Origin of the sequence: Streptomyces aurantiogriseus (assembly GCF_014649375.1) — a bacterium.
Classification (GTDB): domain Bacteria; phylum Actinomycetota; class Actinomycetes; order Streptomycetales; family Streptomycetaceae; genus Streptomyces; species Streptomyces aurantiogriseus.
The window spans coordinates 376607-401527 of record NZ_BMSX01000003.1; the positions used below are offsets into that span (position 1 = coordinate 376607).

22 protein-coding genes are annotated in these 24921 nt (G+C 71.4%); 9 read left to right on the top strand and 13 right to left on the bottom strand.

Going from position 1 to position 24921, the window contains the following annotated elements; genetic code table 11:
- Positions 1-32: 32 nt before the first annotated feature.
- On the bottom strand, positions 33-1088 hold the full coding sequence (locus tag IE263_RS08285; RefSeq protein WP_189933841.1) for an NAD(P)-dependent alcohol dehydrogenase: 1056 nt from the start codon (positions 1086-1088) through the stop codon (positions 33-35).
- 168 nt (positions 1089-1256) lie between these two features.
- Between IE263_RS08285 and IE263_RS08290 the strand changes: the two genes are divergently transcribed.
- Positions 1257-2171 carry a helix-turn-helix domain-containing protein gene (locus tag IE263_RS08290; RefSeq protein ID WP_189933843.1) on the top strand — a complete coding sequence of 305 codons (915 nt, stop codon included), beginning with the start codon at positions 1257-1259 and terminating at the stop codon, positions 2169-2171.
- A 112-nt stretch (positions 2172-2283) separates the two neighbouring features.
- Here the strand turns inward: IE263_RS08290 and IE263_RS08295 are convergent, their stop codons facing one another.
- Positions 2284-3390, bottom strand: a complete 1107-nt coding sequence (locus IE263_RS08295) for a serine hydrolase domain-containing protein (protein WP_189933846.1) — start codon at positions 3388-3390, stop codon at positions 2284-2286.
- 153 nt (positions 3391-3543) lie between these two features.
- Here IE263_RS08295 and IE263_RS08300 point away from each other — a divergent pair, with 153 nt between their 5' ends.
- Positions 3544-5160: a phospholipase D family protein gene (locus IE263_RS08300; protein ID WP_189933848.1), complete on the top strand. Its 1617-nt coding sequence runs from the start codon at positions 3544-3546 to the stop codon at positions 5158-5160.
- Positions 5161-5386: 226 nt separating this feature from the next.
- On the opposite strand, the gene IE263_RS08305 is transcribed toward IE263_RS08300, so the two are convergent.
- The 3 genes from IE263_RS08305 to IE263_RS08315 form a co-directional block, all read right to left on the bottom strand.
- Positions 5387-5875 carry a DUF3885 domain-containing protein gene (locus tag IE263_RS08305; RefSeq protein ID WP_189934331.1) on the bottom strand — a complete coding sequence of 163 codons (489 nt, stop codon included), beginning with the start codon at positions 5873-5875 and terminating at the stop codon, positions 5387-5389.
- A 104-nt stretch (positions 5876-5979) separates the two neighbouring features.
- Entirely contained in the window at positions 5980-6648 is a 669-nt protein-coding gene (gene msrA, locus IE263_RS08310; protein ID WP_189933850.1) for a peptide-methionine (S)-S-oxide reductase MsrA, read from the bottom strand.
- A gap of 66 nt (positions 6649-6714) precedes the next feature.
- Positions 6715-7833 (bottom strand): hypothetical protein, encoded by a 1119-nt coding sequence (locus IE263_RS08315; protein WP_189933852.1) that lies wholly within the window; start codon positions 7831-7833, stop codon positions 6715-6717.
- 156 nt (positions 7834-7989) lie between these two features.
- On the opposite strand from IE263_RS08315, the gene IE263_RS08320 reads away from it, so the two are divergent.
- Complete coding sequence (locus tag IE263_RS08320; RefSeq protein ID WP_189933855.1) at positions 7990-9144, top strand: cystathionine gamma-synthase; 1155 nt, start codon at positions 7990-7992, stop codon at positions 9142-9144.
- 61 nt (positions 9145-9205) lie between these two features.
- Here the strand turns inward: IE263_RS08320 and IE263_RS08325 are convergent, their stop codons facing one another.
- The 3 genes from IE263_RS08325 to IE263_RS08335 form a co-directional block, all read right to left on the bottom strand.
- Positions 9206-9454: a hypothetical protein gene (locus IE263_RS08325; protein WP_189933856.1), complete on the bottom strand. Its 249-nt coding sequence runs from the start codon at positions 9452-9454 to the stop codon at positions 9206-9208.
- A 61-nt stretch (positions 9455-9515) separates the two neighbouring features.
- Positions 9516-10013 carry a sigma factor-like helix-turn-helix DNA-binding protein gene (locus IE263_RS08330; protein WP_189933858.1) on the bottom strand — a complete coding sequence of 166 codons (498 nt, stop codon included), beginning with the start codon at positions 10011-10013 and terminating at the stop codon, positions 9516-9518.
- A gap of 145 nt (positions 10014-10158) precedes the next feature.
- Positions 10159-10674 carry a MarR family winged helix-turn-helix transcriptional regulator gene (locus tag IE263_RS08335; RefSeq protein ID WP_189934332.1) on the bottom strand — a complete coding sequence of 172 codons (516 nt, stop codon included), beginning with the start codon at positions 10672-10674 and terminating at the stop codon, positions 10159-10161.
- A 163-nt stretch (positions 10675-10837) separates the two neighbouring features.
- Here IE263_RS08335 and ilvA point away from each other — a divergent pair, with 163 nt between their 5' ends.
- From ilvA to IE263_RS08350, 3 genes are all read left to right on the top strand, one after another.
- Positions 10838-12067: a threonine ammonia-lyase gene (ilvA, locus tag IE263_RS08340; protein WP_189933860.1), complete on the top strand. Its 1230-nt coding sequence runs from the start codon at positions 10838-10840 to the stop codon at positions 12065-12067.
- 152 nt (positions 12068-12219) lie between these two features.
- Positions 12220-13197 (top strand): ATP-binding cassette domain-containing protein, encoded by a 978-nt coding sequence (locus IE263_RS08345; RefSeq protein ID WP_189933869.1) that lies wholly within the window; start codon positions 12220-12222, stop codon positions 13195-13197.
- A complete protein-coding gene (locus IE263_RS08350) occupies positions 13194-14051 on the top strand; it encodes an ABC transporter permease (protein WP_189933871.1) in 858 nt (285 codons plus the stop codon). Before IE263_RS08345 ends, IE263_RS08350 begins: the two co-directional genes overlap by 4 nt.
- 108 nt (positions 14052-14159) lie before the next feature.
- On the opposite strand, the gene greA is transcribed toward IE263_RS08350, so the two are convergent.
- Both greA and IE263_RS08360 read right to left on the bottom strand, forming a co-directional pair.
- Positions 14160-14660 carry a transcription elongation factor GreA gene (gene greA, locus IE263_RS08355; RefSeq protein WP_189933873.1) on the bottom strand — a complete coding sequence of 167 codons (501 nt, stop codon included), beginning with the start codon at positions 14658-14660 and terminating at the stop codon, positions 14160-14162.
- 190 nt (positions 14661-14850) lie between these two features.
- On the bottom strand, positions 14851-15249 hold the full coding sequence (locus IE263_RS08360; RefSeq protein ID WP_189933875.1) for a DUF4307 domain-containing protein: 399 nt from the start codon (positions 15247-15249) through the stop codon (positions 14851-14853).
- 171 nt (positions 15250-15420) lie between these two features.
- Between IE263_RS08360 and mca the strand changes: the two genes are divergently transcribed.
- Positions 15421-16281, top strand: coding sequence for a mycothiol conjugate amidase Mca (gene mca, locus IE263_RS08365; RefSeq protein WP_189934334.1), 861 nt, complete (start codon positions 15421-15423; stop codon positions 16279-16281).
- A complete protein-coding gene (locus IE263_RS08370; protein ID WP_189933877.1) occupies positions 16274-16540 on the top strand; it encodes a hypothetical protein in 267 nt (88 codons plus the stop codon). The genes mca and IE263_RS08370 overlap by 8 nt, the downstream gene beginning before the upstream one ends.
- Positions 16541-16786: 246 nt before the next feature.
- On the opposite strand, the gene IE263_RS08375 is transcribed toward IE263_RS08370, so the two are convergent.
- The gene (locus tag IE263_RS08375; protein ID WP_189933879.1) at positions 16787-19993 is read right to left on the bottom strand and encodes a tetratricopeptide repeat protein; all 3207 of its coding nucleotides are present in this window, start codon (positions 19991-19993) and stop codon (positions 16787-16789) included.
- A 159-nt stretch (positions 19994-20152) separates the two neighbouring features.
- Here IE263_RS08375 and IE263_RS08380 point away from each other — a divergent pair, with 159 nt between their 5' ends.
- Positions 20153-22186, top strand: coding sequence for a thioredoxin domain-containing protein (locus tag IE263_RS08380; protein ID WP_189933881.1), 2034 nt, complete (start codon positions 20153-20155; stop codon positions 22184-22186).
- Between the two features lie 189 nt (positions 22187-22375).
- On the opposite strand, the gene IE263_RS08385 is transcribed toward IE263_RS08380, so the two are convergent.
- Both IE263_RS08385 and IE263_RS08390 read right to left on the bottom strand, forming a co-directional pair.
- Positions 22376-23581, bottom strand: coding sequence for a glycosyltransferase (locus IE263_RS08385; protein WP_189933883.1), 1206 nt, complete (start codon positions 23579-23581; stop codon positions 22376-22378).
- Positions 23578-24804 (bottom strand): glycosyltransferase, encoded by a 1227-nt coding sequence (locus tag IE263_RS08390; protein ID WP_189934336.1) that lies wholly within the window; start codon positions 24802-24804, stop codon positions 23578-23580. The genes IE263_RS08385 and IE263_RS08390 overlap by 4 nt, the downstream gene beginning before the upstream one ends.
- Positions 24805-24921 lie beyond the last annotated feature (117 nt).

The following is a 24921-nucleotide window of genomic DNA, read 5'->3' on the forward strand; positions in this document are numbered from 1 at the left end:
CAGGTCGTTCCCATGGGGCCTTCGGCAGGCCCTCAGATCGTCGCCGTGTCGATCACGAACCGGTACCGCACATCGCTGCCCAGCACCCGCTCGTACGCCTCGTTGATCTCGGTGGCGCCGATCAGCTCGATCTCCGCGCCGAAGCCGTGCTCGGCGCAGAAGTCCAGCATCTCCTGGGTCTCCTGGATGCCGCCGATGCCGGAGCCGGCGAGGGTCTTGCGGCCGCCGATCACCGAGAACAGGTTCAGGGCGACGGGCTCCTCGGGCGCGCCGACGTTCACGAACGCGCCGTCCGTCTTCAGCAGGGAGAGATAGGCGTCCAGGCTGAGGGGGGCGGAGACCGTCGACAGGATCAGATCGAAGGTGCCGGCCAGCTTCGTGAACGTCTCCGGGTCGCTGGTGGCGTAGTAGTGGTCGGCGCCCAGCTTCAGGCCGTCGTCCTTCTTGCGCAGCGACTGCGACAGGACCGTCACCTCGGCGCCGAGCGCGTGGGCGATCTTCACGCCCATGTGGCCGAGGCCGCCCATGCCGACGATCGCGACCTTCTTGCCGGGACCGGCGTTCCAGTGCTTCAGCGGGGAGTACGTGGTGATGCCGGCGCAGAGCAGCGGGGCGGCCACGTCCAGCGCCAACCCGTCGGGGATGCGGACGACGTAGTTCTCGTCGACGACGATCTTCTGCGAGTAGCCGCCGTAGGTGGGCTCGCCGTTCTTGTCGAGGGCGTTGTACGTGCCGGTCATGCCGCCGCCGGTGCAGTACTGCTCCAGACCGGCCTTGCAGTTGTCGCACTCACGGCAGGAGTCGACCATGCAGCCGACGCCCACGCGGTCGCCGACGGCGAACTTCGTCACACCGGGGCCGACCTCCGAGACGACGCCCGCTATCTCGTGGCCGGGCACCATCGGGAAGATCGCCTCGCCCCAGCCCTCCCGGGCCTGGTGAATGTCGGAGTGGCAGATACCGGCGAACTTGATGTCGATCAGGACGTCGAACTCGCCGACCGCGCGGCGCTCGATCGTCGTGCGCTCCAGCGGAGCCTTGGCGGCGGGGGCGGCGTACGCGGCAACGGTGGTCGTGCCAGTGGTCATGCAGGGATCTCCTAGCAGGTCGTACGCCCGGTCTGCCTTCGAACCGGGCACGGCGACCAGCCTGCCGCACCGCCCGGCTGCCACCCAGGCCTCACCTGTGCCTACGTTCGCTGTGCCTACCACTGGCGGGGTCAGGATCGCGTGCGTACGACCGTGAATACTGGACGCATGGACGAACAGCCCGAACCCGTGCCCGAGCCCGGCGCGGGCCTGGACCGGCGTGCCGAGCTCAGCGAGTTCCTGCGTACCCGGCGGGCCCGGCTCAAGCCGGAGGACGTGGGGCTGCCGGACTTCGGGCGGCACCGCCGGGTGCCGGGACTGCGGCGCGAGGAGCTGGCGCAGCTGGCCGGCGTGTCGGTGGCGTACTACACGCGCCTGGAGCAGGGCAACGGGCGGAACGTCTCGGCGGAGGTGCTGGACTCCATCGCCCGCGCGCTGCGGCTGACCGACGCCGAGCACGCCCACCTCACCCATCTCGCCAAGCCCAAGCACAAGAAGAAGCCGGCGGCGCGGACGCAGCAGGCGCGGGCCTCGCTGGGGCAGCTGCTGGACCAGATGGAGGGGGTGCCCGCGTACATCGTCGGGCGGCGCGCGGAGATCCTCGCGTGGAACCGGATGGCCGCGGCCCTTTTCGGGGACTGGGGCGAGTTGCCGGTCGCCGAGCGGAACTGGGCCCGGCTGGTGTTCCTGCGGCCCGACTACCGCGAGCTGTTCGTGGACTGGGAGCAGAAGGCGATCGACATCGTGTGCGCGCTGCGGATGGACGCCGGATGCTATCCGGACGATCCCCGGCTGTCCGCGCTGGTCGGTGAGCTGTCGGTCAAGAGCGAGGACTTCCGGCGGCTGTGGGCCACCCACGACGTCAAGGAGAAGAGCCACGGCGTGAAGCGGCTGAAGCATCCGCTGGTGGGGGAGCTGTCCCTGAACTTCGAGGGGTTCCGGCTGCTGGGCGACGGCGAGCAGTCGATGGTGACCTATCACGCGGACCCGGGGTCACCTTCGGCGGAGGCACTGCGCCTGCTGGCGAGCTGGGGAGCCGACGCGACGCGGGCGAGGGCGGGGTCTCGGACGCCGTCCGCTTGAGCGGTGTCCTGCGCCCACGCGGGGTCACCGCGCATTCTTCGGCGCGGGGTCACCGCCCACGGCGGATCAGCCGACGGGCGTTCTTCGGCGCGGTGACCCCTCTGACGTCGGCTCAGCCCTGCAGGCCCTTGAGTCCGTCGTAGGCGGCCATCACGATCTCCAGTCCCCGAGTGTCGTCCGCGGGTTCGCGCATCTGATTCGTCACATACGCCACCGCCATGCGCGCGTCGGGTTCGATCATCACCATCGAGCCGCCCCAACCGCCCCACCCGTAGGTGCTGCCGAACAGTCCGTAGCCCAGGCCATAGCGGACCGGCATGCCCAGGACGCGGTCCTCGCCGCGGAACTGTTCCTCCCACGCCCGGTCACAGCCCGCCCGCGACAACAGCCGCACCCCGCGCACCGATCCCCCGCAGGCCATCACCGACTGCACGAGGGCGACCGAGCGGGCATTGCCGAATCCGCTCGCCGCGGGGATCTGTGCCCGACGCCAGGCCTCGCTGTTGCCGTCGCGGACCCGTATGCCGGTCCCGGCGGCCGGGGCCGCGCTGCTTCCGGGCGCGCTCGCGGTCCAGTCCTCGTCCCTCCCCGGTGGCGGGACCGTCGGCGCCACCCGATGGTCGTGCTCGCCCGGCAGCCCGATACGGAAGTCCGCGCCCAGCGGTCCGGCGATCTCGGCGGCGAAGAACTCGCCCACGCTCCGTCCGGTGATCCGGCGTACGACCTCGCCCACGAGGAACCCCTGGGTGAGCGAGTGGTACCCGGCGGCGCTGCCCGGCTCCCATTGCGGCGCCTGCCCGGCCAGCCGCGCCGTGGCGGACGGCCAGTCGTAGAGATCGTCCACGGGCCCGTCCCAGTCGGGCAGGCCCGCGGTGTGCGCGAGCAGGTGCCGCACCAGCACCGCCTCCTTGCCCGCCGCCGCGAACTCCGGCCAGTACCGGGCGACAGGAGCGGCCGGATCGAGCTCGCCGCGGTCGGCCAGAACCAGCGCGCACAGCGCCGTCATCGTCTTCGTGACGGACCAGACGTTGACGATCGTGTCCCGCTGCCACGGCACTGTGCGCTCCGCGTCGGCGAACCCGCCCCAGACGTCCACCACTGGCTCACCGCCGACGAAGACCGCCACCGCGGCGCCCGCGTCTCCGGCGTCCAGCGACGCGGCGAGCGCCGTGGGCACAGCGGTGAACAGATCGTCGTACGAGCCCTGGATGTCGGCCATACACGCTATCCAGCACCCACCGGACCACCGAAGGCAACCGAATTCCCGCCCCCGAGTCCCGCTCGATTCTCGCCCCCGAGTTCCGCTCGCGAGGCCCCAGGATGAGAAGGCGCGAACCGGGTACACGGGGGTGTTGTCTGGAGGACCTGGACTGTGGATCTCACCGACTGGCTGCTGACCTCGGGCGAACGCGGCAACGGCGCGACACGTCTGGACAGCCGCCGATCGGACCGGGCGGCTTGGTCGTACGGAAACCTGGTGCGGCCCCTCATCCACGGCGCGACGTACTTCCGAGAACTCCTCGGCGCGATCCGCGCGCAGCGCGCCGGAGACCTCCTCCTGTTCACCGACTGGCGGGGCGACCCCGACGAGCGCCTCGACGGTCCCGGCAGCGAGATCGGCACCGTCCTGTGCGAGGCGGCCGAGCGCGGTGTGGTCGTCAAAGGGCTGGTCTGGCGCTCCCACCTGGACCGCTTCCAGTTCAGTGAGACCGAGAACCGCCACCTCGGCGAGGAGATCGAAGCGGCGGGCGGCGAGTGCCTGCTCGACATGCGGGTGCGCCCCGGAGGCTCGCACCACCAGAAATGCGTCGTGCTCCGGTACGCCGACCGCCCCGAGCTCGACATCGCGTTCGTCGGCGGCATCGACCTGTGCCACAACCGCCACGACGACGCGGCACACCGAGGCGACCCGCAGTCACTGCCCATCGCCGCCGCGTACGGACGGCACCCACCGTGGCACGACATCCAGCTCGCGATACGCGGACCGGCCGTCGGAGACATCGAGGCCGGTTTCCGCGAACGCTGGAACGACCCGGCGCCGCTCACCCGCAGCCCGTTCGTCCGCCTGCGGGAGCTCGCTCACGGCGAGGACACCCATGCGGACCCGCTGCCGCCCCAGGCACCCGACCCCTCGCCCTGCGGCCCCCACACCGTCCAGGTCCTGCGCACCTACCCCAACCGGCTGCTGCGCGGCTACGACTTCGCCCCCGACGGCGAACGCAGCATCGCGCGCGGCTACCGCAAGGCGCTGCGGCGGGCCCGCGCCCTGATCTACCTGGAGGACCAGTACCTGTGGTCTCCGCACGTGGTGGAATGCTTCGCCGAGGCGCTGAGCGCCCACCCCGGTCTGCGCCTGATCGCGGTCATCCCCTCCGTCCCCGAACAGGACGGCCGGCTCACCCTGCCGATGAACCTGATCGGCCGGATCACGGCCCTGGACAGGCTGCGCCGCGCCGGTGGTGGGCGCGTCGCGGTGTACGGGCTGGAGAACCACGCCGGGACACCGGTGTACGTGCACGCCAAGGCGTGCGTGATCGACGACGTGTGGGCCTCGGTCGGATCCGACAACATCAACCTCCGCTCCTGGACCCACGACTCCGAACTCAGCTGTGCCGTCCTGGACGAGAGCACCGACCCACGCGAGCCGCGCGACCCCGGCGGTCTCGGGGACGGTGCGCGCAGCTACGCCAGGAATCTGCGCCTGGAGCTCGCACGTGAGCACCTGGACAGGGAAGCACCCGCGACCCCGCATGCGCCTGACACGCTCTGCGATCCCCTGAGCGCCTTCGACGCCTTCGCGGCGAGCGCCGCCGCACTGGACGCCTGGCACGACAACGGTCGCCACGGCCCCAGGCCACCCGGGCGCCTGCGCACCTATCGCCCGCCCACCCTCTCCCGTACGGCCAAGACCCTCTGCGCGCCTCTGCACCGACTCCTCGTCGACCCGGACGGCCGACCCTTCAGGCTGCGGCGCCGCAACGAGTACTGATGCCCGAGTGGGGCCGTGGCGGGGATGCGGCGCCTGGTGGAAAGGCCGACGATGGACGAGCAGGGCGCGGCGCGATCAGCGAATCGGCGTTCGTCGGGCCGAACCAGGCGGCGCTGGAGCAGATTTGGCCGGCTTCGAGCCCACCGGCGGCGGCCACCAGCCTGCACCCGGCGGCCCGGGATGACTGCGGCGCGGCGGCTCGGGATTCTCATCCCGGCTGTTCGTGTCAAAGGCCCGCCGGGTGGCTGGAGAGCCAGTCTGCGTGCCGGTCGCGAAGCTCGTCCCGTTCGGCCGGCGTGGTGAGGATGATGTCCGCGCCGCCGTCGTAGGGGTGGTGGATGCGGCGGAGGTTCGTGTCAGTGATGAACACCTCGACGACCGCTTCATCGGCGACGGCGCGCAGCAGGTCGTCGACGCAGCCGGGCCGCCACGGCCGTCGGTCGGCGTACAGGCGCGTATAGGTATGGAACTCCGGGTCGAAGTCATCCACATCCGGTTCGGTCCACCAGTGGATGCCGTCGGGGTGGAGTTCCTGGCGTGGCGTCGGATAACCGGCAGGGCCGGTCGGTGTGTTCGACCAATCCATGGTCACCACGAACACATCCGTGTCGGCGAACAGGTCATCGAGGACCGTGTTGTACCGATCCAGAACGATCGCGTACTCGTCCTCGGACTCCGGGTAGCGCTTCGACCCGGGGAGGCTGTGGAAGCGCACCCAGTGATCCGCGTACGTGGTGCGGAACGTGTGGGCGATGGGCGGGCCCGACGGTCGCCGTTCCTGCCACAGCGCTTCCAGCAGCGTCGGTGCGACGCCCCTGCTCACCCGTCGGCCTTGGCCACACCGATCGGGCAGGACACCCCCGTCCCACCGATGCCGCAGTAACCCGCCGGGTTCTTGTCGAGGTACTGCTGGTGGTACGCCTCCGCCGGATAGAACGTCCGGCCCTCCGCCGGGAGGATCTCCGTCGTGATCGTGCCGTGGCCCGAGGCCGTGAGGACCTTCTGGTAGGCCTCCCGGGAGGCTTCTGCCGTGGCCGACTGGGTGGGGGAGTGGGTGTAGACGGCGGAGCGGTACTGGGTGCCGACGTCGTTGCCCTGGCGGAAGCCCTGGGTGGGGTCGTGGGACTCCCAGAAGGTCTTCAGGAGGGCTTCGTACGAGACGATCTTCGGGTCGAAGACCACGCGGACCACCTCCGTGTGGCCGGTCAGGCCCGAGCAGACCTCCTCGTAGGTGGGGTTCTCGGTGTGGCCGCCCTGGTAGCCGACCAGCGTGGTCCACACGCCCGCGGGGAGCTGCCAGAACTTGCGCTCCGCGCCCCAGAAGCAGCCCAGGCCGAAGTCGGCGACCTCCAGGCCCTCGGGGTAGGGGCCGAGGAGGGGGTTGCCGAGTACCGTGTGGCGGTCGGGGACGGAGAACGCCGGCTCCGGGCGACCGCGCAGAGCCTGCTCGGGCGTCGGGAGCTGGGGCGTACGGCTGTGCAGGAACATGCGGTCTCCAATCGGGGGTCCGCAGACGTCAACGTGCGGGAGGTCCGGCGAATTCCGGGCCCGGCCTCAGTGCGGCAGCGTCGCCGGGCTGCCGCCGTTCGCCTCGTAGCCCGCCACCGCCAGCGCCCGGTAGACCGCGAACTCCGCGGCCGGGTCCGGGGACAGCGTCCACGGCAGCGCGCCCACGTGGCCGTCGACGTGTATCAGCTGGTTCATGGCCTCCGACCAGCGCTCGGCGCGCACCAGGAAGAAGACGAGGAGATGGCGGACGTGCGCCAGCATCGGGTCGTCGGAGCGGGCGGCGTGCACCGCGAACAGCGCGCCGTGGATGGCCTTCTTCACGACCTCGCTCTGGTAGAAGCCGCTGACCAGGTTCACCTCGGGCAGGTGCTCGAACACCGCGAACAGGGGCATCGCCGCCAGAAGGGAACCCTGGGGAGCTCTGGCCGCCGCGGCCTCCGCGAACGTCATCGCCGTCTCGCGCGAGCCGTGCCACTTCTCGCACCAGTAGTGCAGGGCCGCCAGATGCGCCCCCATGTGCGCCGGGGCACGGTCCAGGATCTTCAGCCAGAGCTGCTCGAACTCCGCCTGTGAGTAGTTCAGTCCGCGGGCCACCGACAGTTCGACGATGTACGGGATCGGGTCACCGGGGGCGAGCAGTGCCGCCTGGCCGCAGGCGTCCTTCGCCTCCTCCATGATGATCCGGAAGTCGTCCGTGCCCGGCGTGGACGTCCGCCACGCCTGCTGTACCAGGAACTCGGCGTGCACCGCCGCGCCGCCCGCGTCCTTGGGGGCCTCGGTCCGCCACACCCGCAGCCACTGCCCGCCGGGCGTGTCACTGACCCCTCCCGGCCGCTGCTGCAGCTCCAGCGCGGCGGCGCCGGCGAAGGCCTGGACGCGCTGCCAGCGCACCTCGCCCTCCGTCTCCGTACCGGCCAGGAGTTGCTGGGCCGCCCGGTAGTCCTGCGTGCGCTGCACCACGTCCAGGACGTCCAGCAGGTCCTGGTCGGGGCCGGGCATGCGGATGTCCAGCTCCTCCTCGCGGACGAAGCCGTAGTTCGCCGGGTCCGCGGCGTCCGGGTGGCCCGCCGGGACCTGCTCGATCATGCCGCGCCTGCGCCGCAGGAACGGCAGCAGCACGAAGCTGAGCATGACCAGCGCCATCAGGACCCACAGAATCTCCATGTCTCAAGGGTTCCAGACGCCGCCGACAATTGGCCAACCCCCTCCGCCCGACCTGTGGAAAACCTTCGGCCCGGGGCCGGGACGCGGCGAAGCCGGTGAGCGCCCGGCAGCCCGCTGTCCCCCGCCTGCCCCTTTGGCGCACTACGCTCGATGCCCATGAGCGACAGGCACATCAGTCAGCACTTCGAGACCCTGGCGATCCACGCGGGCAACACCGCCGATCCCCTCACCGGCGCGGTCGTCCCGCCGATCTACCAGGTCTCGACCTACAAGCAGGACGGCGTCGGCGGACTGCGGGGCGGCTACGAGTACAGCCGTAGCGCCAACCCGACCAGGACCGCCCTGGAGGAGAACCTGGCCGCCCTGGAGGGCGGCGTCCGGGGTCTCGCGTTCGCGTCCGGACTGGCGGCCGAGGACTGCCTGTTGCGTACGCTGCTCACCCCCGGGGACCACGTGGTCATCCCGAACGACGCGTACGGCGGCACGTTCCGGCTGTTCGCGAAGGTCGTCTCCCGGTGGGGTGTGGAGTGGTCGGTCGCCGACACCAGCGACCCGGCTGCCGTACGGGCCGCGATCACCCCGAAGACGAAGGTGGTGTGGGTGGAGACCCCCTCCAACCCGCTCCTCGGCATCACCGACATCGCCGCCGTCGCCCAGGTCGCCCGGGACGCGGGCGCCCGGCTCGTCGTCGACAACACCTTCGCCACGCCGTATCTGCAGCAGCCGCTGGCGCTCGGCGCCGATGTCGTCGTGCACTCGCTGACCAAGTACATGGGCGGTCACTCGGACGTCGTCGGCGGCGCGCTGGTCGTGAGCGACCGGGACCTCGGCGAGGAGCTGGCGTACCACCAGAACGCGATGGGCGCGGTCGCCGGGCCGTTCGACTCCTGGCTGGTGCTGCGCGGCACGAAGACGCTGTCGGTGCGGATGGACCGGCACAGCGAGAACGCGACGAAGATCGCCGACATGCTGACCCGGCACGCGCGCGTGACGCGCGTTCTGTACCCGGGGCTGCCGGACCACCCCGGTCACGAGGTCGCCGCCAAGCAGATGCGGGCGTTCGGCGGCATGGTGTCGTTCCAGGTCGCGGGCGGCGAGGAGGCGGCCGTCGAGGTGTGCAACCGCGCCAAGGTGTTCACCCTCGGCGAGTCCCTGGGCGGCGTGGAGTCCCTGATCGAGCACCCGGGGCGCATGACGCACGCGTCCGCGGCCGGCTCGGCCCTGGAGGTCCCGGCCGACCTGGTCCGTCTCTCCGTCGGCATCGAGAACGTCGACGACCTCCTGGAGGACCTCCAGCAGGCCCTCGGCTAGTCGGTCCCTGAAAGGGCTCAGGGGTACGAGGGGCACAAGGGGCTCAGGGGCTCCAGGGCGCTCACCAGTCGGTCAGGGGTGGGGTCGTCTCCGACGGCGGCTCCACCCACGGCTGGACCGTCACCGCCCAGACGGTGAACCCCACGACGGCCGCGAACAGCAGCAGCCACAGCAGACGCCGGGCGAGCGTCCGCCGGCGCAACATGCGGCTGCCCCGGCGTACGACGTCCGCGTGCAGCTCCGGCGGCATCCGCGGCACCGCCCGCTCCATGATCTGCCGTACAGCGGCCTCCCGCTCGGACCGGTTCATCCGGGCCTCCCCTCGACGGACGGCCGCACACCGGTGCCGTCACCGTGTCCGCCCGGTCGCCTCACGACGTCGCCGCCTTGGCGCCCACCACTGCCGCCGGTCGTTTTCGCGGGGGATGCAGCAGTGTTGCCGTCGCGCGGTCGCAGATGGTGTGGACGCGTTCGGACGGCAGGCCGAGGAGGGCCGCCACCTGTTCCTCGGCGACGCCCTCGTAGAGCCTGAGGACGAGGATGAGGCGTTCCTGCGGGGTGAGGCGGGCCAGGGCACCGGTGGGACGGGTGCGGGTCAGGGTGCCGTACTGGTGCCAGGCGCCGTGGGCGAAGCGGGTGGCGAGGTGCTGGCGGGCGTGGTTGTACGGGTCCTCGCCGTGGAGGCGGCCCCAGCACGCGTACGTGTGCGCGAGGACCAGGGTGAGGAGGCGCCGCGCGCGGGGGTTGTCGTCCGGTGCCTCCGCGGTGAGCAGGGTGGCGGCGTGCAGCAGCCGGCCGCCCGCGCCGGCGACGAACGCCTCGAACTCCCGGGCCCGACGGGCGCCCTCAGCCGCATGCCGTGCTCGCATCGCGCGCCTCCCGCCTGCCGGCGACCCCCTGGAAACGGATCCCGGCCGTATGCGGCGAACGGGGACCCGGTCTCATATGAGGCCAGGGGCGGGCCGTCGGTCAAGAGCCGCGCACGCGCGGGATCGACGCCCCGCGCGCGGGGCGTCAGGAAGCAGGGGCGGGCTCCGCGCCCGGAACGCCCGGGACGCCCTGGGCGGCCATCCGGGCGGACAGCGCGCTGTTGAACCGTGTGAGGAGCGTGCAGAACGCCTCGCGCTCCTCCGGCGCCCAGTCCTCGGTCAGCTCGGCCATCAACTGACGCCGGGAGGAGCGCACTTCCTCCAGGCGGGACATCCCGCGCGGGGACAGCTGGAGCACCACGGCCCGCCCGTCCTCGGGGTGCGAGGTGCGCTTGACCAGGCCGGTGTCGACGAGCGGAGCCACCTGCCGGGTGACGGTCGACGAGTCGATGCCCATGCTCGCGGCGAGCGCCTTGACGCCCATCGGACCTTCCTTGTCGAGGCGGTTGAGCAGCAGGTACGCGGCGCGGTCCATGGAGTTGCGCACCTGCCCGACGCCGCCGAGCCGGGTCTGTTCGGCACGGCGCGCGAAGACGGCGACCTCGTGCTGCAGCGTGTCGAGAAGACCGGTGTCACCGACGGTCGTCATGTCCATCGACATTTCAGGTGTTGTGGGCATGGCCGGGGGCTCACTTCATGAAGGGGGTGCTGGGTTGGGGGACAGGGTACGCGGCCGGAAGGCGGGCCGTACCGGCGCTGCGGAAACCAGTCTCGGTGGTTGGTCACAGCGGTCGTTTCCGCCTGTGAACTGCGATGCTTGAGTCATGAGCTACGGCACGGCTGACTCCTTTCGGTCCGTCACTCTCGACGATGTGCGCGGCGCCCAGAAGATGCTCTCGGGAGTGGCGCGGGTGACCGCGATGGAGGGCAGCAGGCATCTGTCCCAGCTCGTCGGGGCGCCGGTGCACTTCAAGTGCGAGAACCTCCAGCGGACGGGTTCGTTCAAGCTACGCGGCGCGTACGTGCGGATCGCCGGGCTGCTGCCGGAGGAGCGCGCCGCCGGGGTCGTCGCCGCGAGCGCCGGCAACCACGCGCAGGGCGTGGCGCTGGCGTCGTCGCTGCTGGGCGTGCGCTCCACGGTGTTCATGCCGAAGGGCGCCCCGCTGCCGAAGATCAGCGCGACCCGGGAGTACGGCGCTGAGGTACGCCTGCACGGGCAGGTGGTCGACGAGACACTGGCGGCGGCGCAGGAGTACGCGGCGGAGACCGGTGCGGTGTTCATCCACCCCTTCGACCATCCGGACGTCATCGCGGGGCAGGGCACGGTCGGGCTGGAGATCCTGGAGCAGTGCCCGGAGGTGCGCACGATCGTCGTCGGGATCGGTGGCGGGGGTCTGGCGGCGGGCATCGCGGTCGCGGTGAAGGCGCTGCGGCCCGATGTGCGGATCGTCGGCGTGCAGGCGGAGGGGGCGGCGGCGTATCCGCCCTCGCTGGCGGCCGGGCGGCCGATGGCGATCGACAACCCGGCGACGATGGCCGACGGCATCCGGGTCGGCCGGCCCGGCGACGTGCCGTTCGGGATCGTCGGTGCCCTGGTCGACGAGGTGCGCACGGTGACGGAGGACGCGTTGTCCACCGCGCTGCTGCTGTGCCTGGAGCGGGCCAAGCTGGTCGTCGAGCCGGCCGGGGCGAGCCCGGTCGCGGCGCTGCTGAGCGCGCCCGGCGCCTTCGAGGGTCCGGTCGTCGCGGTGCTCTCCGGCGGGAACGTCGACCCGGTGCTGATGCAGCGCGTTCTGCGGCACGGCATGGCCGCGCAGGGCCGCTACCTGGCCGTTCGTCTGCGTCTGACGGACCGGCCGGGCGCCCTCGCCACGCTTCTCGGGGTGTTGTCAGTGGTCGACGCTAATGTCCTCGACGTGAGCCATGTCCGGACCGACCCACGGCTCGGGCTCACGGAGGCGGAGGTCGAGCTGCACCTGGAGACGAAGGGTCCGGCGCACTGCGCCGAGGTCGGCCAGGCCCTGCGCGAGGCCGGCTACATCGTCATCGACTGAGGTCAGGCCCCTCGTCGTCACTCGTTCGAGAAAGTGCATTGAGGGACGCGATACATCGCGTTATGGTGTGTCGCGCCGACGAATCCCGACTCCCCCCACCGAACCCCCACAGGCGAAATCAACGACTTGTCCCCAACGACGTGGAGACTTATATGCCAGGCGCCATCTACGCCGAAGGCCTGGTGAAGACCTTCGGTGACGTAAGGGCTCTGGACGGCGTCGACCTCGACGTCCCGGAAGGCACGGTCCTCGGCCTCCTCGGACCGAACGGCGCGGGCAAGACCACCACGGTCCGCTGCCTGACCACCCTTCTGCGCCCCGACCGCGGCCGCGCCGTGGTCGCCGGTATGGACGTGCTCAAGCACCCCAACGAGGTCCGGCGCTCGATCGGCCTGTCCGGCCAGTTCGCCGCCGTCGACGAGTATCTGACCGGCCGCGAGAACCTCCAGATGGTCGGCCAGCTCTACCAGATGAAGGCCGCCGCGGCGAAGGCCCGGGCCGCCGAGCTGCTGGAGCAGTTCGATCTCACGGACGCCGCCGACCGCACGGCGAAGACCTACTCCGGCGGCATGCGCCGCCGGCTCGACCTGGCCGCCGCGCTGGTGGTGTCGCCGCCCGTCATGTTCATGGACGAGCCGACCACCGGCCTCGACCCGCGCAACCGCCAACTGCTGTGGGACGTGATCAAGCGCCTCGTCTCCGGCGGTACGACCCTGCTGCTGACCACGCAGTACCTGGAGGAGGCCGACCACCTCGCGCACGACATCGCGGTCGTCGACCATGGCCGGGTCATCGCCCGCGGCACCTCCGACCAGCTCAAGGCCCGCACCGGCGGCGAGCGTGTGGAGGTCGTGGTGCACGAACGCGAGCACATCCCGACGGCCGCGGAGGTGCTGGCCGGCTTCGGCAAGGGCGAGACCACCGTCGAGGAGCACACCCGCAAGCTCACCGTGCCCGTCACCGGCGGCGCGAAGCTCCTCGCCGAGGTCATCCGCGAGCTGGACACCCGCGGCATCGAGATCGACGACATCGGCCTGCGCCGCCCCACCCTCGACGACGTCTTCCTGTCCCTGACGGGACACGTGGCCGAGGCCAAGAACGACGAGAACGGCAAGGAGGCCACGGCATGAGCGCCGTCACCGACACCGTCCGGAGCACGGCGCCCACCCGCCCGTTCGGGCAGGCCGTCCGGGACTCCCTGGTCGTTGCAAAACGCAACCTGATCAGGATGTCCAGGATCCCGGAAATGGTGATCTTCGGGCTGATTCAGCCCATCATGTTCGTGGTGCTGTTCACCTACGTCTTCGGCGGATCGATGCAGATCGGCGGCAGCACCAGCGCCACCGGCTACAAGAACTTCCTCATGGCGGGGATCTTCGCCCAGACCGTCACCTTCGCCACCGCCGGAGCCGGCGCGGGCATCGCCGACGACATGCACAAGGGCCTCATCGACCGCTTCCGCTCCCTGCCCATGGCCCGCGGCGCGGTCCTCACCGGACGCACCCTCGCCGACCTCGTGCAGACGGCCCTCACGCTGCTCGTCCTCGCCGTCGTCGCCCTTCTGGTCGGCTGGCGCGTCGGCTCCGACGGCGACACGAACGCCGGCCGCGTCCTGGCCGCCTTCGGGCTGCTGCTCCTGCTCGGCTACGCCTTCACCTGGATCGGCGCCCTCATCGGCCTGTCCGTGCGCACCCCCGAGGCGGCCACCTCCGGCGGACTGATCTGGCTCTTCCCGGTCACCTTCATCTCGAACGCGTTCGTGGACACCAGCAACATGACGCCCTGGTTGCGCCACATCGCCGAGTGGAACCCCTTCAGCGCCACCGTCCAGGCCTGCCGCGTCCTCTTCGCCAACCCCGGCCAGTCGCCCTCCGACGCCTGGCCCATGCAGCACCCGGTCTGGGCCTCACTGATCTACTCGGTGCTGATCATCCTGATCTTCCGCACGCTGGCGGTGCGCAAGTACCGCTCGGCCACCGCGTGAGCACGGCCGGACCGGAGCGGTGTGACCGCGGCACCCGCGCATGACGCATGACGAGGCCCCTGGCGCCACGGGGGGCGCCAGGGGCCTCGTCCAGGCGGAAACGGCCAGTCAGCCGTTGTAGGGCTCGGCCTTGAGGATGCGCACGGAGGCCTTCTTGCCGTTCGGCAGCTCGTACTCCGCGTCCTCGCCGACCTTGTGGCCGATCACGCCGGCGCCCAGCGGGGACTGCGGCGAGTAGGTCTCGATGTCGGAGCTCGCGTACTCGCGCGAAGCCAGCAGGAAGGTCAGGGTGTCGTCCTCGTCACTGTCGAAGGCGATCGTCACGACCATGCCGGGTGCCACCGCGCCGTCCGCGGAGGCCGGGGCCTCGCCGACCTTCGCATTCTCCAGGAGCTGGGTCAGCTGGCGCACACGGAGCTCCTGCTTGCCCTGCTCCTCCTTGGCCGCGTGGTACCCGCCGTTCTCACGCAGGTCGCCCTCCTCGCGCGCGGCCGCGATCTTGGCGGCGATCTCCGTGCGCGCAGGACCAGTAAGGTACTCAAGCTCATCCTTGAGCTTGTTGTACGCCTCCTGGGTCAGCCAGGTGACGTTCTCGCTGGTCTGGGTCACAGGGTGCTCCTCGTCGGTGCTGGGAATACAAAGCATCGCCCTACCCAGAAGCATGTTCCTCCAGGGATGGGCGAAACCACGAGCCTAACAATTCAGTGGCCGAAGGGGGAGGACATAAGCCATCAGAATTACGTCAACGCAGGTCAGGGCCTACCTATTCCGGAGGACACGGTCCCGGTGTCAGTCTGTGTCAGTCCGGGTGGCAGCCGAGCAGCTCGGCCGACGTGCCCTTCGTCGTGGTACGGAGCGTGACCACCTTGTCGATGCGTGTGTCCGAGCCGGAGAAGCGGAAGTCCGCGCGGCCCACCTCGGCGCCGTTCTCGGCCTGCGAGCGGACCGTGCAGTAGCCGCTCGCGCCGGCGTCCTTGCGGACCTCCAGGTGCACCTGCACCGCGTTGTCCGTGATCTCGAAGGAGATCACCTCGCCGCTGATCTTGTTCTGGCCGACGTAGTGGTAGGCGAAGTAGCCCACCAGTGCGAGCAGGGCCGCGCCCAGGGCGGCGCCGACGAGCTTGAGCGTGCGGTCGGCGCGCTCGTCCGAGGAACGGCCGTAACGGCCCTCGGGCGGCCGCGTGCTCGCCGTACTCATGATCGTCCTCTCGACAGGGCACGGGACAAATGTCCCGAAAGGGCTCCCGGAGCCCGGCTCCGGAATTATTGACCCCCCGATTCGGTCACTATAGAAGCCGCCGATCGCACCCCTTCGTACGGGGGGCGCCGACTTACCGAGGATTGAGTCTTGACTGACCAGCTACGACTGATGGCCGTCCACGCGCACCCCGACGACGAGTCGAGCAAGGGCGCGGCCACCATGGCGAAGTACGTGTCCGAGGGGGTGGACGTGCTGGTCGTGACCTGCACGGGCGGGGAGCGCGGCTCCATCCTCAACCCCAAGCTGCAGGGCGACAAGTACATCGAGGAGCACATCCACGAGGTCCGCAAGAGGGAGATGGACGAGGCCCGGGAGATCCTCGGCGTGAAGCAGGAGTGGCTCGGCTTCGTCGACTCCGGCCTGCCCGAGGGCGACCCGCTGCCGCCGCTGCCCGAGGGCTGCTTCGCCCTGGAGGACGTCGACACCGCTGCCGGGGAGCTGGTGAAGCAGATCCGCTCCTTCCGTCCGCAGGTGATCACCACCTACGACGAGAACGGCGGCTACCCGCACCCCGACCACATCATGACCCACAAGATCTCGATGGTGGCCTTCGAGGGCGCGGACGACACCGCGAAGTACCCGGAGGACGAGTTCGGGCCGGCGTACCGGCCGCTGAAGCTGTACTACAACCAGGGCTTCAACCGTCCGCGCACCGAGGCGCTGCACCAGGCGATGCTCGACCGCGGACTGGATTCCCCCTACGGGGACTGGCTCAAGCGCTGGGACGAGACCGGGATCAAGGACCGCACGCTCACCACGCACATCCCGTGCGCCGACTTCTACGAGATCCGCGACAAGGCGCTGATCGCGCACGCCACGCAGATCGACCCCGACGGGGGCTGGTTCCGGGTGCCGCTGGAGGTCCAGAAGGAGGTCTGGCCGACGGAGGAGTACGAGCTCGCGAAGTCGCGGGTCGATGTCTCCCTCCCCGAGGACGACCTCTTTGCGGGCATCCGCGACAATGCCTGACATGAGCGCAAGCGTGAGCCTGGCAATGACGCACCTCACCACCCTCGCGAAGGAGGTGGACGAGGACAAGGTCACCCCTGGCGTCCTCGGCTTCATCGTCTTCGCGGTGATGGCGATCGCGGTGTGGGGCCTGATGAAGTCCATGAACAAGCACATGGGCAAGGTCGACTTCACGGAGGCCCCGGAGGACACGGACACAGCCGAGGAGGGCACCTCCGGCAAGGGCGCCCCGGGGAAGACCTCGTCGGCGAAGGGCTGAGCCAGGCCCCACCCCCGGCCGCCCACCACGCGGCCCCGGCCGCCCGCCACGCCACGCCCCGGCCCGGTGGGAACGGGGCGAGCTCGTCCGGGCGGGGCTCGGCCAGCGCGCCGGGCTGCGCCGAGCCTGCCGGACGCGGGCCCGCGGATCAGGCGCCGGCGCGTGGACCGGGCGGGTCGGAGTCGGCGACATCGGTGGGGGCGGGCCGCAGCGCATGCGGCGGCCCGGGTGCTGCAGACAGACTGTTCACCCCTCCCCGCCCTGCACCGCCACCCCCATCACCTCCCGCGCGTGCCTTCCCGGGACCATGCCCAGGCGCCAGGCCTGCCAGCCCGACTCCAGTCGTACCCCTCGCTCCAGCAGCAGCGCGTACGCGTCCAGGGACTCCGTGAGCCTGGTGTCGCGCAGCGGGTGGGCGGATCGCGCCAGCTGGGTCAGTTCCTCCTGGGCCACCGCTGTGCCGATCTCGACGCCGCCCGGGGCCGCGTACGGCAGCAGGGTGCAGCGCAGGAAGCGGGCCCAGTCCTCGCCGCGGTGGTCGCCGTAGGAGGCGAAGAGGGCTGCCGCCTCGTCGCAGAGGGTGAGGGCTTGCGGGAGGCGGGCGTTGCCCGCGTCGACGATCGCGAGTTCCAGACAGGTCCAGGCCTCGCCGTGGGCGAGGCCGATGCGCTGGAAGTCGGCGCGGGCGTCCATGAGGAGCTGGCGGGCGAAGCCCGAGTTGCGCAGTGACCCCGTCTGTGCCGCGCGCTGGTCTCTCGTCACCCGGGCCGAGTGGTGGCGGGCGCAGGCCAGGCCGTAGACGTCGCGCATCCGGGAGAAGAGGGATCTGGAGCGTTCGAGTTCACGGACGGCCCGGTCCAGGTCGCCCGTCTCCTCCAGGGCGAGGCCCAGGTAGTACACGGTCCACGCCTCGCCGCGCGCGTCCTCGTTGTCCCGATGGCGGGAGGCAGCGCCGCGCAGGCCGTCCACCGCCGGGGACGGGTCGCCGGCGATGAGGCGGGCGCGGGCCAGCTGGGTCAGCGCCCAGGCCTCGCCGCGGCTGTCGCGGGTGCGGCCGTACAGCTCGAGGGCCCGGCGCAGGTCGGTCTCCGCGCGCGGGACGTCGCCGCGGCGGAGGTTCAACTGGCCGAGCTGGTAGTGGGCCCATGCCTCGCCGTGCACCGAGCCGCCCTCGCGGTGCAGGACCAGGGAGCGGGTCAGCAGGTCCAGGGCCTCGGCCAGCCGCGCCCGGTCCCGTTCCACCGCCGCCAGCGCGTGCATCGTCCACGCCCGGTCCGTCGCCAGCTCGGGCGCTGCCTGGAGGTCCAGGGCCTCCCGCAGCTTCGCCGCCGCCTCCTCGAGGTTGCCCTGGTGGTGCAGGGTGATGCCCAGCGAGCACAGCGCGCGGGCCGCGCCCGCGTCGTGGTGGGCCTGGAGATAGAGGTCGACCACCGAACTGAGCGTCGTGCGGGCCTTGTCCAGCTCGCCCAGCTGGCGGGCCGCGATACCCGTACGCCACCGCACGGAGTGCACCAGCAGGTCCTGGCCGACCGACTGCGCCAGCTCGCTGATCTCGCCGAGGCGGTAGAGGTCGCCGCGCAGCAGGCAGTAGTCGCACAGGGCGCCCAGCAGGCTCAGTACGGCCGCCTGGTCGACGCCCTCGGTCTGCCGCAGGGTCGCGGTGATGAAGCTGGACTCGTCGTCCAGCCAGCGCAGCGCCTCGTCGAGGGAGGTGAAGCCGTGCGGGGTGAAGCGGTCCGACCGGGTCGACATGTTGCCGTCGACCAGGCGCAGCACCGAGTCGGCGAGCTCGGCGTAGCTGACGATGAGGCGTTCCTGGGCGGCCGTGCGGTCGGCCAGCTCCTCCTCGTCGGCGAGGCGGGCCTGGGCGAAGGCGCGGACCAGGTCGTGCAGGCGGTAGCGGTCGCCGCGGACATGGTCGACGAGCCCCGCCTGCGCGAGGGCCGTCAGATGACGGGTCGCCTCCGTGCGGTCGGTCGCGAGCAGGGCCGCCGCGGCCGCCGCACCGAGCGAGGCCCGCCCGGCCAGCGCCAGCCGTCGCAGCAGCCGGCGGGTGACGTCCGGCAGGTCGGTGTAGCGCAGCCACAGCGCGCGCTCGACCGGATCCACCGGGCCGTACGCCCCCAGGTCCGACGCCAGCCGGCGCGGGGAGCGCGGGCCCAGCGAGGAGCCCGCCACCCGCAGCGCCAGCGGCAGCCCGCCGCACAACTCCGTGATCCGGTCGGCGGATTCGGCGTCGTACGGACCGGAGGCGTCCTGCGCCGCCGCGCCCAGCAGCTCCTCCGCGCCCGCCGCCTCCAGGGGCCGCACCGGCAGGTCGTGCACCCAGGCGGACAGGTCGGCCGGCAGGTTCAGCGGGTCCCGTGCGGTGACCAGCACCAGGCTGTCGGAGCGTTCGGGGACGAGCGCGCGGACCTGTTCGGCGTCGGAGGCGTCGTCCAGGATCACCGTCACCGGCAGGCCCGTCAGATGCTGGTGGTACAGCTCGACCAGCCGCTTGACCTGCTGTTCCGGGGAGGAACGCTCACGGAAGAGAAGCTGCTCGCGGGGTGCGCCGAGCCGGTTCAGCAGGTGCAGCAGCGCGTCCCGGGTGGACAGCGGCGCCTCCTGCGCGCTGTCCCCGCGCAGGTCCACCACGCACGCGCCCCGGAACTGGTCCCGCAGATCGTGCGCCGCCCGCACCGCCAGCGCGCTGCGGCCACTGCCCGGAGCCCCGTGCAGGACGACCACCGTCGGCTGGGTCTGCGTGCCGGCCCGGGCCGCCTGCACCCACTGCCGGATCCGCCCCATTTCCTGCCGCCGCCCCGCGAACGGCCCGATCAGCTCGGGCAGTTGACCGTACGACTGCTCCAGCACCGTCCGCCCGCGTGCCGCCGCGCTCTTGTCCGCGCCGCGCAACTGCGGCCCCGGCTTCTTCGGCCCCGTCGTCGCGCTCAACACCCGCTGCTGGTCCAGGAACGGACGGATCCCGCGCACCTCCAGCGCCGTCAGCCACTGGAGTCTCAGCTGTTCCGGCCCGCCGGGCTGACCGGCCTCGCCCGCGTGGTGATGCGCGGCCGGCAGATGCGATCCCGCCGCCTTCACGACGGTCGTCGCCGCGCCGACGACCCCGACGGCCACGCAGGCCCCCAGCGCCGTGCCCGGACCCGTGCCCAGCGCCAGGTCGGCGACGGCGGTCGTCACGGCCGCGACGCCCGCCACCAGCAGCGGAGTACCGCCACCGGCCTCCCGTGCGTACCGCCGGCCGAAGCTGGGCCGGCCGGCCTCCGTCTCCTCCACGGCCCGCGCGTACGCCTCGTACTCCTCGGCGGCGGTCTGCAGTATCGCGTCCAGTGCGCCCCGCGCCCGCGTCGTCAGCCCCTGCCGGTCGGTACGGCCGCCCGAGCGCCGTACCTCTTCCTCCACGGCCCGTACCAACAGCCGCTCGGCTTCCGCCCGATGGCTGTTCCGCATGTCACGTCCCCCTTTGGCGGCCACAGCGTGTCCTGGTCAAGTGTGCTGCGGCGGGCCCACGGGCGCGAGGGTGCGAACGGGGTCCGATCGCCGGGGCCGACGGCGAGTGGCAGGACGCCTGACACGTGCCCGGCGGGGTACTGCGGCAGGATGGATCCCATGGCGAACCGACTGGCCCATGAGACCTCCCCCTACCTCCTCCAGCACGCCGACAACCCGGTCGACTGGTGGCCCTGGTCGGCGGAGGCGTTCGAGGAGGCGCGCAGGCGGGGGGTGCCCGTGCTGCTGAGCGTCGGGTACTCGAGCTGCCACTGGTGCCATGTGATGGCCCACGAGTCCTTCGAGGACCAGGAGACCGCCGACTACCTCAACGCGCACTTCCTCAGCGTCAAGGTCGACCGCGAGGAACGCCCCGACGTCGACGCCGTGTACATGGAGGCCGTCCAGGCCGCCACCGGTCAGGGCGGCTGGCCGATGACCGTGTTCCTCACACCGGACGCCGAGCCCTTCTACTTCGGCACGTACTTCCCGCCCGCCCCCCGCCACGGCATGCCCTCCTTCCGGCAGGTGCTGGAGGGCGTGCGGCACGCCTGGAGCGACCGGCGGGAGGAGGTCGCCGAGGTCGCCGGGAAGATCGTGCGGGACCTGGCGGGGCGGGAGATCTCGTACGGGGCCGGCGTGGCGCCGGGGGAGCAGGAGCTCGCGCAGGCGCTGCTCGGGCTGACCCGGGAGTACGACCCGCAGCGCGGCGGGTTCGGCGGAGCGCCGAAGTTCCCGCCGTCCATGGTGATCGAGTTCCTGCTGCGGCACCACGCGCGGACCGGGGCCGAGGGCGCCCTGCAGATGGCACAGGACACCTGCGAGCGGATGGCCCGGGGCGGGATCTACGACCAGCTCGGGGGCGGCTTCGCCCGTTACTCCGTGGACCGGGACTGGGTCGTGCCGCACTTCGAGAAGATGCTGTACGACAACGCGCTGCTGTGCCGGGTGTACGCCCATCTGTGGCGGGCCACCGGGTCGGAGCAGGCCCGGCGGGTCGCGCTGGAGACCGCCGACTTCATGGTGCGTGAACTGCGCACCGCCGAGGGCGGGTTCGCCTCCGCGCTGGACGCCGACAGCGACGACGGCACGGGCAGGCATGTCGAGGGCGCGTACTACGTCTGGACGCCCGCGCAGCTCACCGAGGTCCTCGGCGCCGAGGACGCGGAGCTGGCCGCGCACTACTTCGGCGTCACCGAGCAGGGCACCTTCGAGGAGGGGGCCTCTGTGCTCCAACTCCCGCAGCACGAAGGGGTGTTCGACGCCGAGAAGATCGCCTCGATCAAGGAGCGGCTGTTCGAGGCGCGGGCGTCCCGTCCCGCCCCCGGCCGGGACGACAAGGTCGTCGCCGCCTGGAACGGCCTCGCCATCGCCGCGCTCGCCGAGACCGGCGCCTACTTCGACCGCCCCGACCTGGTCGACGCGGCCCTCACCGCCGCCGACCTCCTGGTCCGGCTGCACCTCGACGACCGGGCGCGGCTGGCCCGCACCAGCAAGGACGGTCATGTCGGGGCCAACGCGGGGGTGCTGGAGGACTACGCCGACGTGGCGGAGGGGTTCCTGGCGCTGGCCTCCGTGACGGGGGAGGGGGTGTGGCTGGAGTTCGCGGGCTTCCTGCTCGACCATGTGCTGGTTCGCTTCGCGGACCCCGAGTCGGGGGCGCTGTACGACACGGCCGCGGACGCGGAGCGGCTGATTCGTCGGCCGCAGGATCCGACCGACAACGCGGTGCCCTCCGGGTGGTCGGCGGCGGCGGGGGCGCTGCTCTCCTATGCCGCCCACACCGGCTCCGAGCCGCATCGCTCCGCGGCGGAGCGGGCGTTGGGGGTCGTGAAGGCGCTGGGGCCGCGGGTGCCGCGGTTCATCGGGTGGGGGCTCGCTGCGGCCGAGGCGTTGCTGGACGGGCCGCGTGAGGTGGCCGTCGTCGGACCGTCCGCGGAGGACGACGGCACGCGGGAGTTGCATCGCACCGCCCTGCTGGGGGCTGCGCCGGGGGCGGTTGTTGCCTGCGGCACGCCGGGCAGTGAGGAGTTTCCGCTGCTCGCGGGGCGTGAGTTGGTCGGCGGCGCGCCGACTGCGTATGTCTGCCGACGGTTTGTTTGTGAGATGCCGGTGACGGATGCTGTGGGGTTGCGAGCGAAGCTCACTCCGTGAGGGTGAGCGGGGGCGGGTTTGAGGTGGGGGATTTTGTGCGTTGCGGGGTGCGGGTTCGTTGTGGCTGGTCGCGCCCCCGCGGCGGAGCCGCATATCGATACAGCCCCGCGCCCCTCAGCACGCTGCCCTGGGCCGGGATGCGAAGGTGCCCGGCGGGACACTCGTCCCCCCGGGCACCTTCGACGGCCGTCAGCCCAGCGGGTCCGGGACCGGATCCGGCACCGGATCCGGAGTGGGCCTGGTGACCGTGACCGGAGTCGTCGCTGGAGTCCGCTTCTGCAGGCGGCGGTACAACCACCGGTCCACGACCAGGAAGCGGGCGGTGAAGACGATGGCCATGGCGAGGGCCGTGGCCGGCAGGGCCGTCATGCCGCCGGCGCCGATGAGGAGGGCGGCCAGTGGGATGCGGGCGACCAGGTCGATGTTGCCGACGGCCGCGAAGGACAGGAGTCGTACGCCGCGTCGGCGGTGGCGGCGCTGGTTGCGGTAGACGAAGGAGTCGATCAGGGCGAAGTTCCACAGCAGTCCGGCCTGGTTGGCGATGATCTCCGCCGGTGCGTAGTGGAGGCCGGGGGCCCAGGTGGTGAGGAGCCAGAGCAGGGCCAGATTGGGGACGAAGCCGGAGAGGCCGATCAGGCCGAAGACCACGGCGCGGGCGCGGGGGTCGGCGGTGCGCAGGGTGATGAGGTGGCGCAGGAAGCGCATGCCCTCGCGGGCCGTCGACTTGGACTCGCCGGCGTGTCGCTCGCCGAAGGCGTACGGCACCTCGGCGATGCCGCGCGGCCGGCACCGTACCGCCAGTTCGAGGAGGATCTTGTAGCCGAGGGGCTGGAGGCCCTCGTCCTCCGTCGAGGCCCGGTCGACGGCTGTGCGGCGGATGGCGAAGAAGCCGCTCATCGGGTCGGTGAGGCCGTTCAGGGCGCGGGGGAACAGGGACTTGGTGACCAGCGTGGAGGTGCTGGAGACCAGCTTGCGGTAGCCGCCGTCGAGGCCGCTGCGGTCGCCGCCGGCCGCGTAACGGCTGGCCACGACCAGCTCGGCGCCGGTGGCCTCGCCGCGGGCGATCAGTTCGGGGATGAGTTCCGGAGGGTGCTGGAGGTCGGCGTCGATGACGACGATCCAGGGCGCCGAGGCGCGGGCGATGCCCTCGACCACGGCGCCGCCGAGGCCGCCCTCGGGGACGGGCCGGTGGTGCAGGACCACCGGGACGCGGCTGTACGCCGCCGCCTCCTCGATGACCTCGCAGGTGCGGTCGGTGGAGTCGTCGGCGAAGACGACCTCCGCGCGGGTGCCGGAGGGGATCGCGGCGGAGATGCGGGAGAGCAGCTCGTGGATGTTGTCGGCTTCGTTGAAGGTCGGGACGACTATGGACACGTGGGCGGGCAGCGCCGTCACCGTGCCTCCTGGGGCTGCGGGGTCTGGACGGGAAGGTGGGCGCCGACGTGCGAGGTCAGCTCCCAGTCGCGGCGCCCGGTGTACTCGCGCCACACGGCGCGCAGCGCGGCGGCCGCGAGGATCACGGCGTACACGGGACCGCCGAGGACGAGCTTGGCGTAGTGGCCGAAGCCGATGCGGAAGCCGTACTCACGGCCGAAGTCGTGCAGGGCGACCGCCTCGAAGACGATCATGGCGACCATCGGCAGCATGGGCAGCCAGGCGAACATCGAGAACGGCAGCGGAACGCCGCCGATGACGGCGAAGAGAACACCCAGCGGGATCATCACACCGGTCGCAGCCTGCACGAACGGGGTGCTGAGCGTGTAGCGGGCGAGCATCCGCTGGCCGAAGCCGGGCAGTTGACGCCACTCGCCCTTGCGCAGGACCTGCAGGAACCCCTGGTTCCAGCGGGTGCGCTGCTTGTAGAGCGCCTTGACCGAGTCGGGCGTCTCCTCGCGGGTGACGAGCGCGGAGTGGTAGGCGACGACGACCTTGGCGCCGCCGCTGGACAGCCGGACGCCCAGGTCGCAGTCCTCGGCGAGGCAGTTGCCGTCCCAGCCGCCGGTCTCCCGCAGCAGTGCGGACCGGACGAAGACGGTGTTGCCGCCGAGCGGGATGAACCCCTTGCGGGCGTGCAGGTGCAGCCGGCTACGGAACCAGAAGAAGTACTCCAGGCAGTTGCGCAGGCTGTACCAGCTGCTCTGGTAGTTGATCAGCTGGACGCCGCCCTGGACGACATCGGCGTTCTCGCGCCGGAAGGCGAAGTCCACGTGGCTGAGCAGCTCGGGGTGGACGACGTCCTCGGCGTCGAAGACCCCGATGACCTCGCCGCGGGCGTGCGGCAGCGCGGTGTTGAGGGCGCGGGGCTTGTTCTTCTTGGCGTGGGTGTCGACCACCGTGCGCACCTTGTCGGGGTGCTCGGCGGCCAGTTCGTGGGCGATGGCGGCGGTGCCGGGGTCGTCATGGCCGACGATCAGCAGGATCTCGTAGTCCGGGTGGTCGATGCGCAGCATCTGCTCGACCGTGTGCCGCAGGACGGCCTCCTCGTGCCGGGCGGGCACGAGGAGCGAGAAGGACAGGTCCGACCTGCCGTCGGGTGTGGCGAAGGCCGTCGACTCCAGTGTCTCCGGGGTGCGCCAGGCATGGAGCATCCACCACAGGGTCATGCCGGCGGCGGCCATGAGGACGATCGAATCGATGAAAAGAATGGCGGAGACCACGAATTCCCCCCTCGGTCTTTCTTGGTCATCCTTGAACGTGTGAACGATGGTTCATCTCGTACAGGTGCGCGAAAGCGC

Bases quoted from the DNA above. Each gene is read 5' to 3' on its own strand.
- IE263_RS08390 (WP_189934336.1), bottom strand. From the start codon at position 24,804: ATGGCCGCCGCCGGCATGACCCTGTGGTGGATGCTCCATGCCTGGCGC.
- IE263_RS08380 (WP_189933881.1), top strand. From the start codon at position 20,153: ATGGCGAACCGACTGGCCCATGAGACCTCCCCCTACCTCCTCCAGCAC.
- IE263_RS08375 (WP_189933879.1), bottom strand. From the start codon at position 19,993: ATGCGGAACAGCCATCGGGCGGAAGCCGAGCGGCTGTTGGTACGGGCC.
- IE263_RS08345 (WP_189933869.1), top strand. From the start codon at position 12,220: ATGCCAGGCGCCATCTACGCCGAAGGCCTGGTGAAGACCTTCGGTGAC.
- msrA (WP_189933850.1), bottom strand. From the start codon at position 6,648: ATGTTCCTGCACAGCCGTACGCCCCAGCTCCCGACGCCCGAGCAGGCT.
- IE263_RS08315 (WP_189933852.1), bottom strand. From the start codon at position 7,833: ATGGAGATTCTGTGGGTCCTGATGGCGCTGGTCATGCTCAGCTTCGTG.
- IE263_RS08320 (WP_189933855.1), top strand. From the start codon at position 7,990: ATGAGCGACAGGCACATCAGTCAGCACTTCGAGACCCTGGCGATCCAC.
- IE263_RS08285 (WP_189933841.1), bottom strand. From the start codon at position 1,088: ATGACCACTGGCACGACCACCGTTGCCGCGTACGCCGCCCCCGCCGCC.
- IE263_RS08290 (WP_189933843.1), top strand. From the start codon at position 1,257: ATGGACGAACAGCCCGAACCCGTGCCCGAGCCCGGCGCGGGCCTGGAC.
- mca (WP_189934334.1), top strand. From the start codon at position 15,421: ATGGCCGTCCACGCGCACCCCGACGACGAGTCGAGCAAGGGCGCGGCC.
- IE263_RS08350 (WP_189933871.1), top strand. From the start codon at position 13,194: ATGAGCGCCGTCACCGACACCGTCCGGAGCACGGCGCCCACCCGCCCG.
- IE263_RS08370 (WP_189933877.1), top strand. From the start codon at position 16,274: ATGCCTGACATGAGCGCAAGCGTGAGCCTGGCAATGACGCACCTCACC.
- IE263_RS08330 (WP_189933858.1), bottom strand. From the start codon at position 10,013: ATGCGAGCACGGCATGCGGCTGAGGGCGCCCGTCGGGCCCGGGAGTTC.
- ilvA (WP_189933860.1), top strand. From the start codon at position 10,838: ATGAGCTACGGCACGGCTGACTCCTTTCGGTCCGTCACTCTCGACGAT.
- IE263_RS08360 (WP_189933875.1), bottom strand. From the start codon at position 15,249: ATGAGTACGGCGAGCACGCGGCCGCCCGAGGGCCGTTACGGCCGTTCC.
- IE263_RS08295 (WP_189933846.1), bottom strand. From the start codon at position 3,390: ATGGCCGACATCCAGGGCTCGTACGACGATCTGTTCACCGCTGTGCCC.
- IE263_RS08325 (WP_189933856.1), bottom strand. From the start codon at position 9,454: ATGAACCGGTCCGAGCGGGAGGCCGCTGTACGGCAGATCATGGAGCGG.
- IE263_RS08335 (WP_189934332.1), bottom strand. From the start codon at position 10,674: ATGTCGATGGACATGACGACCGTCGGTGACACCGGTCTTCTCGACACG.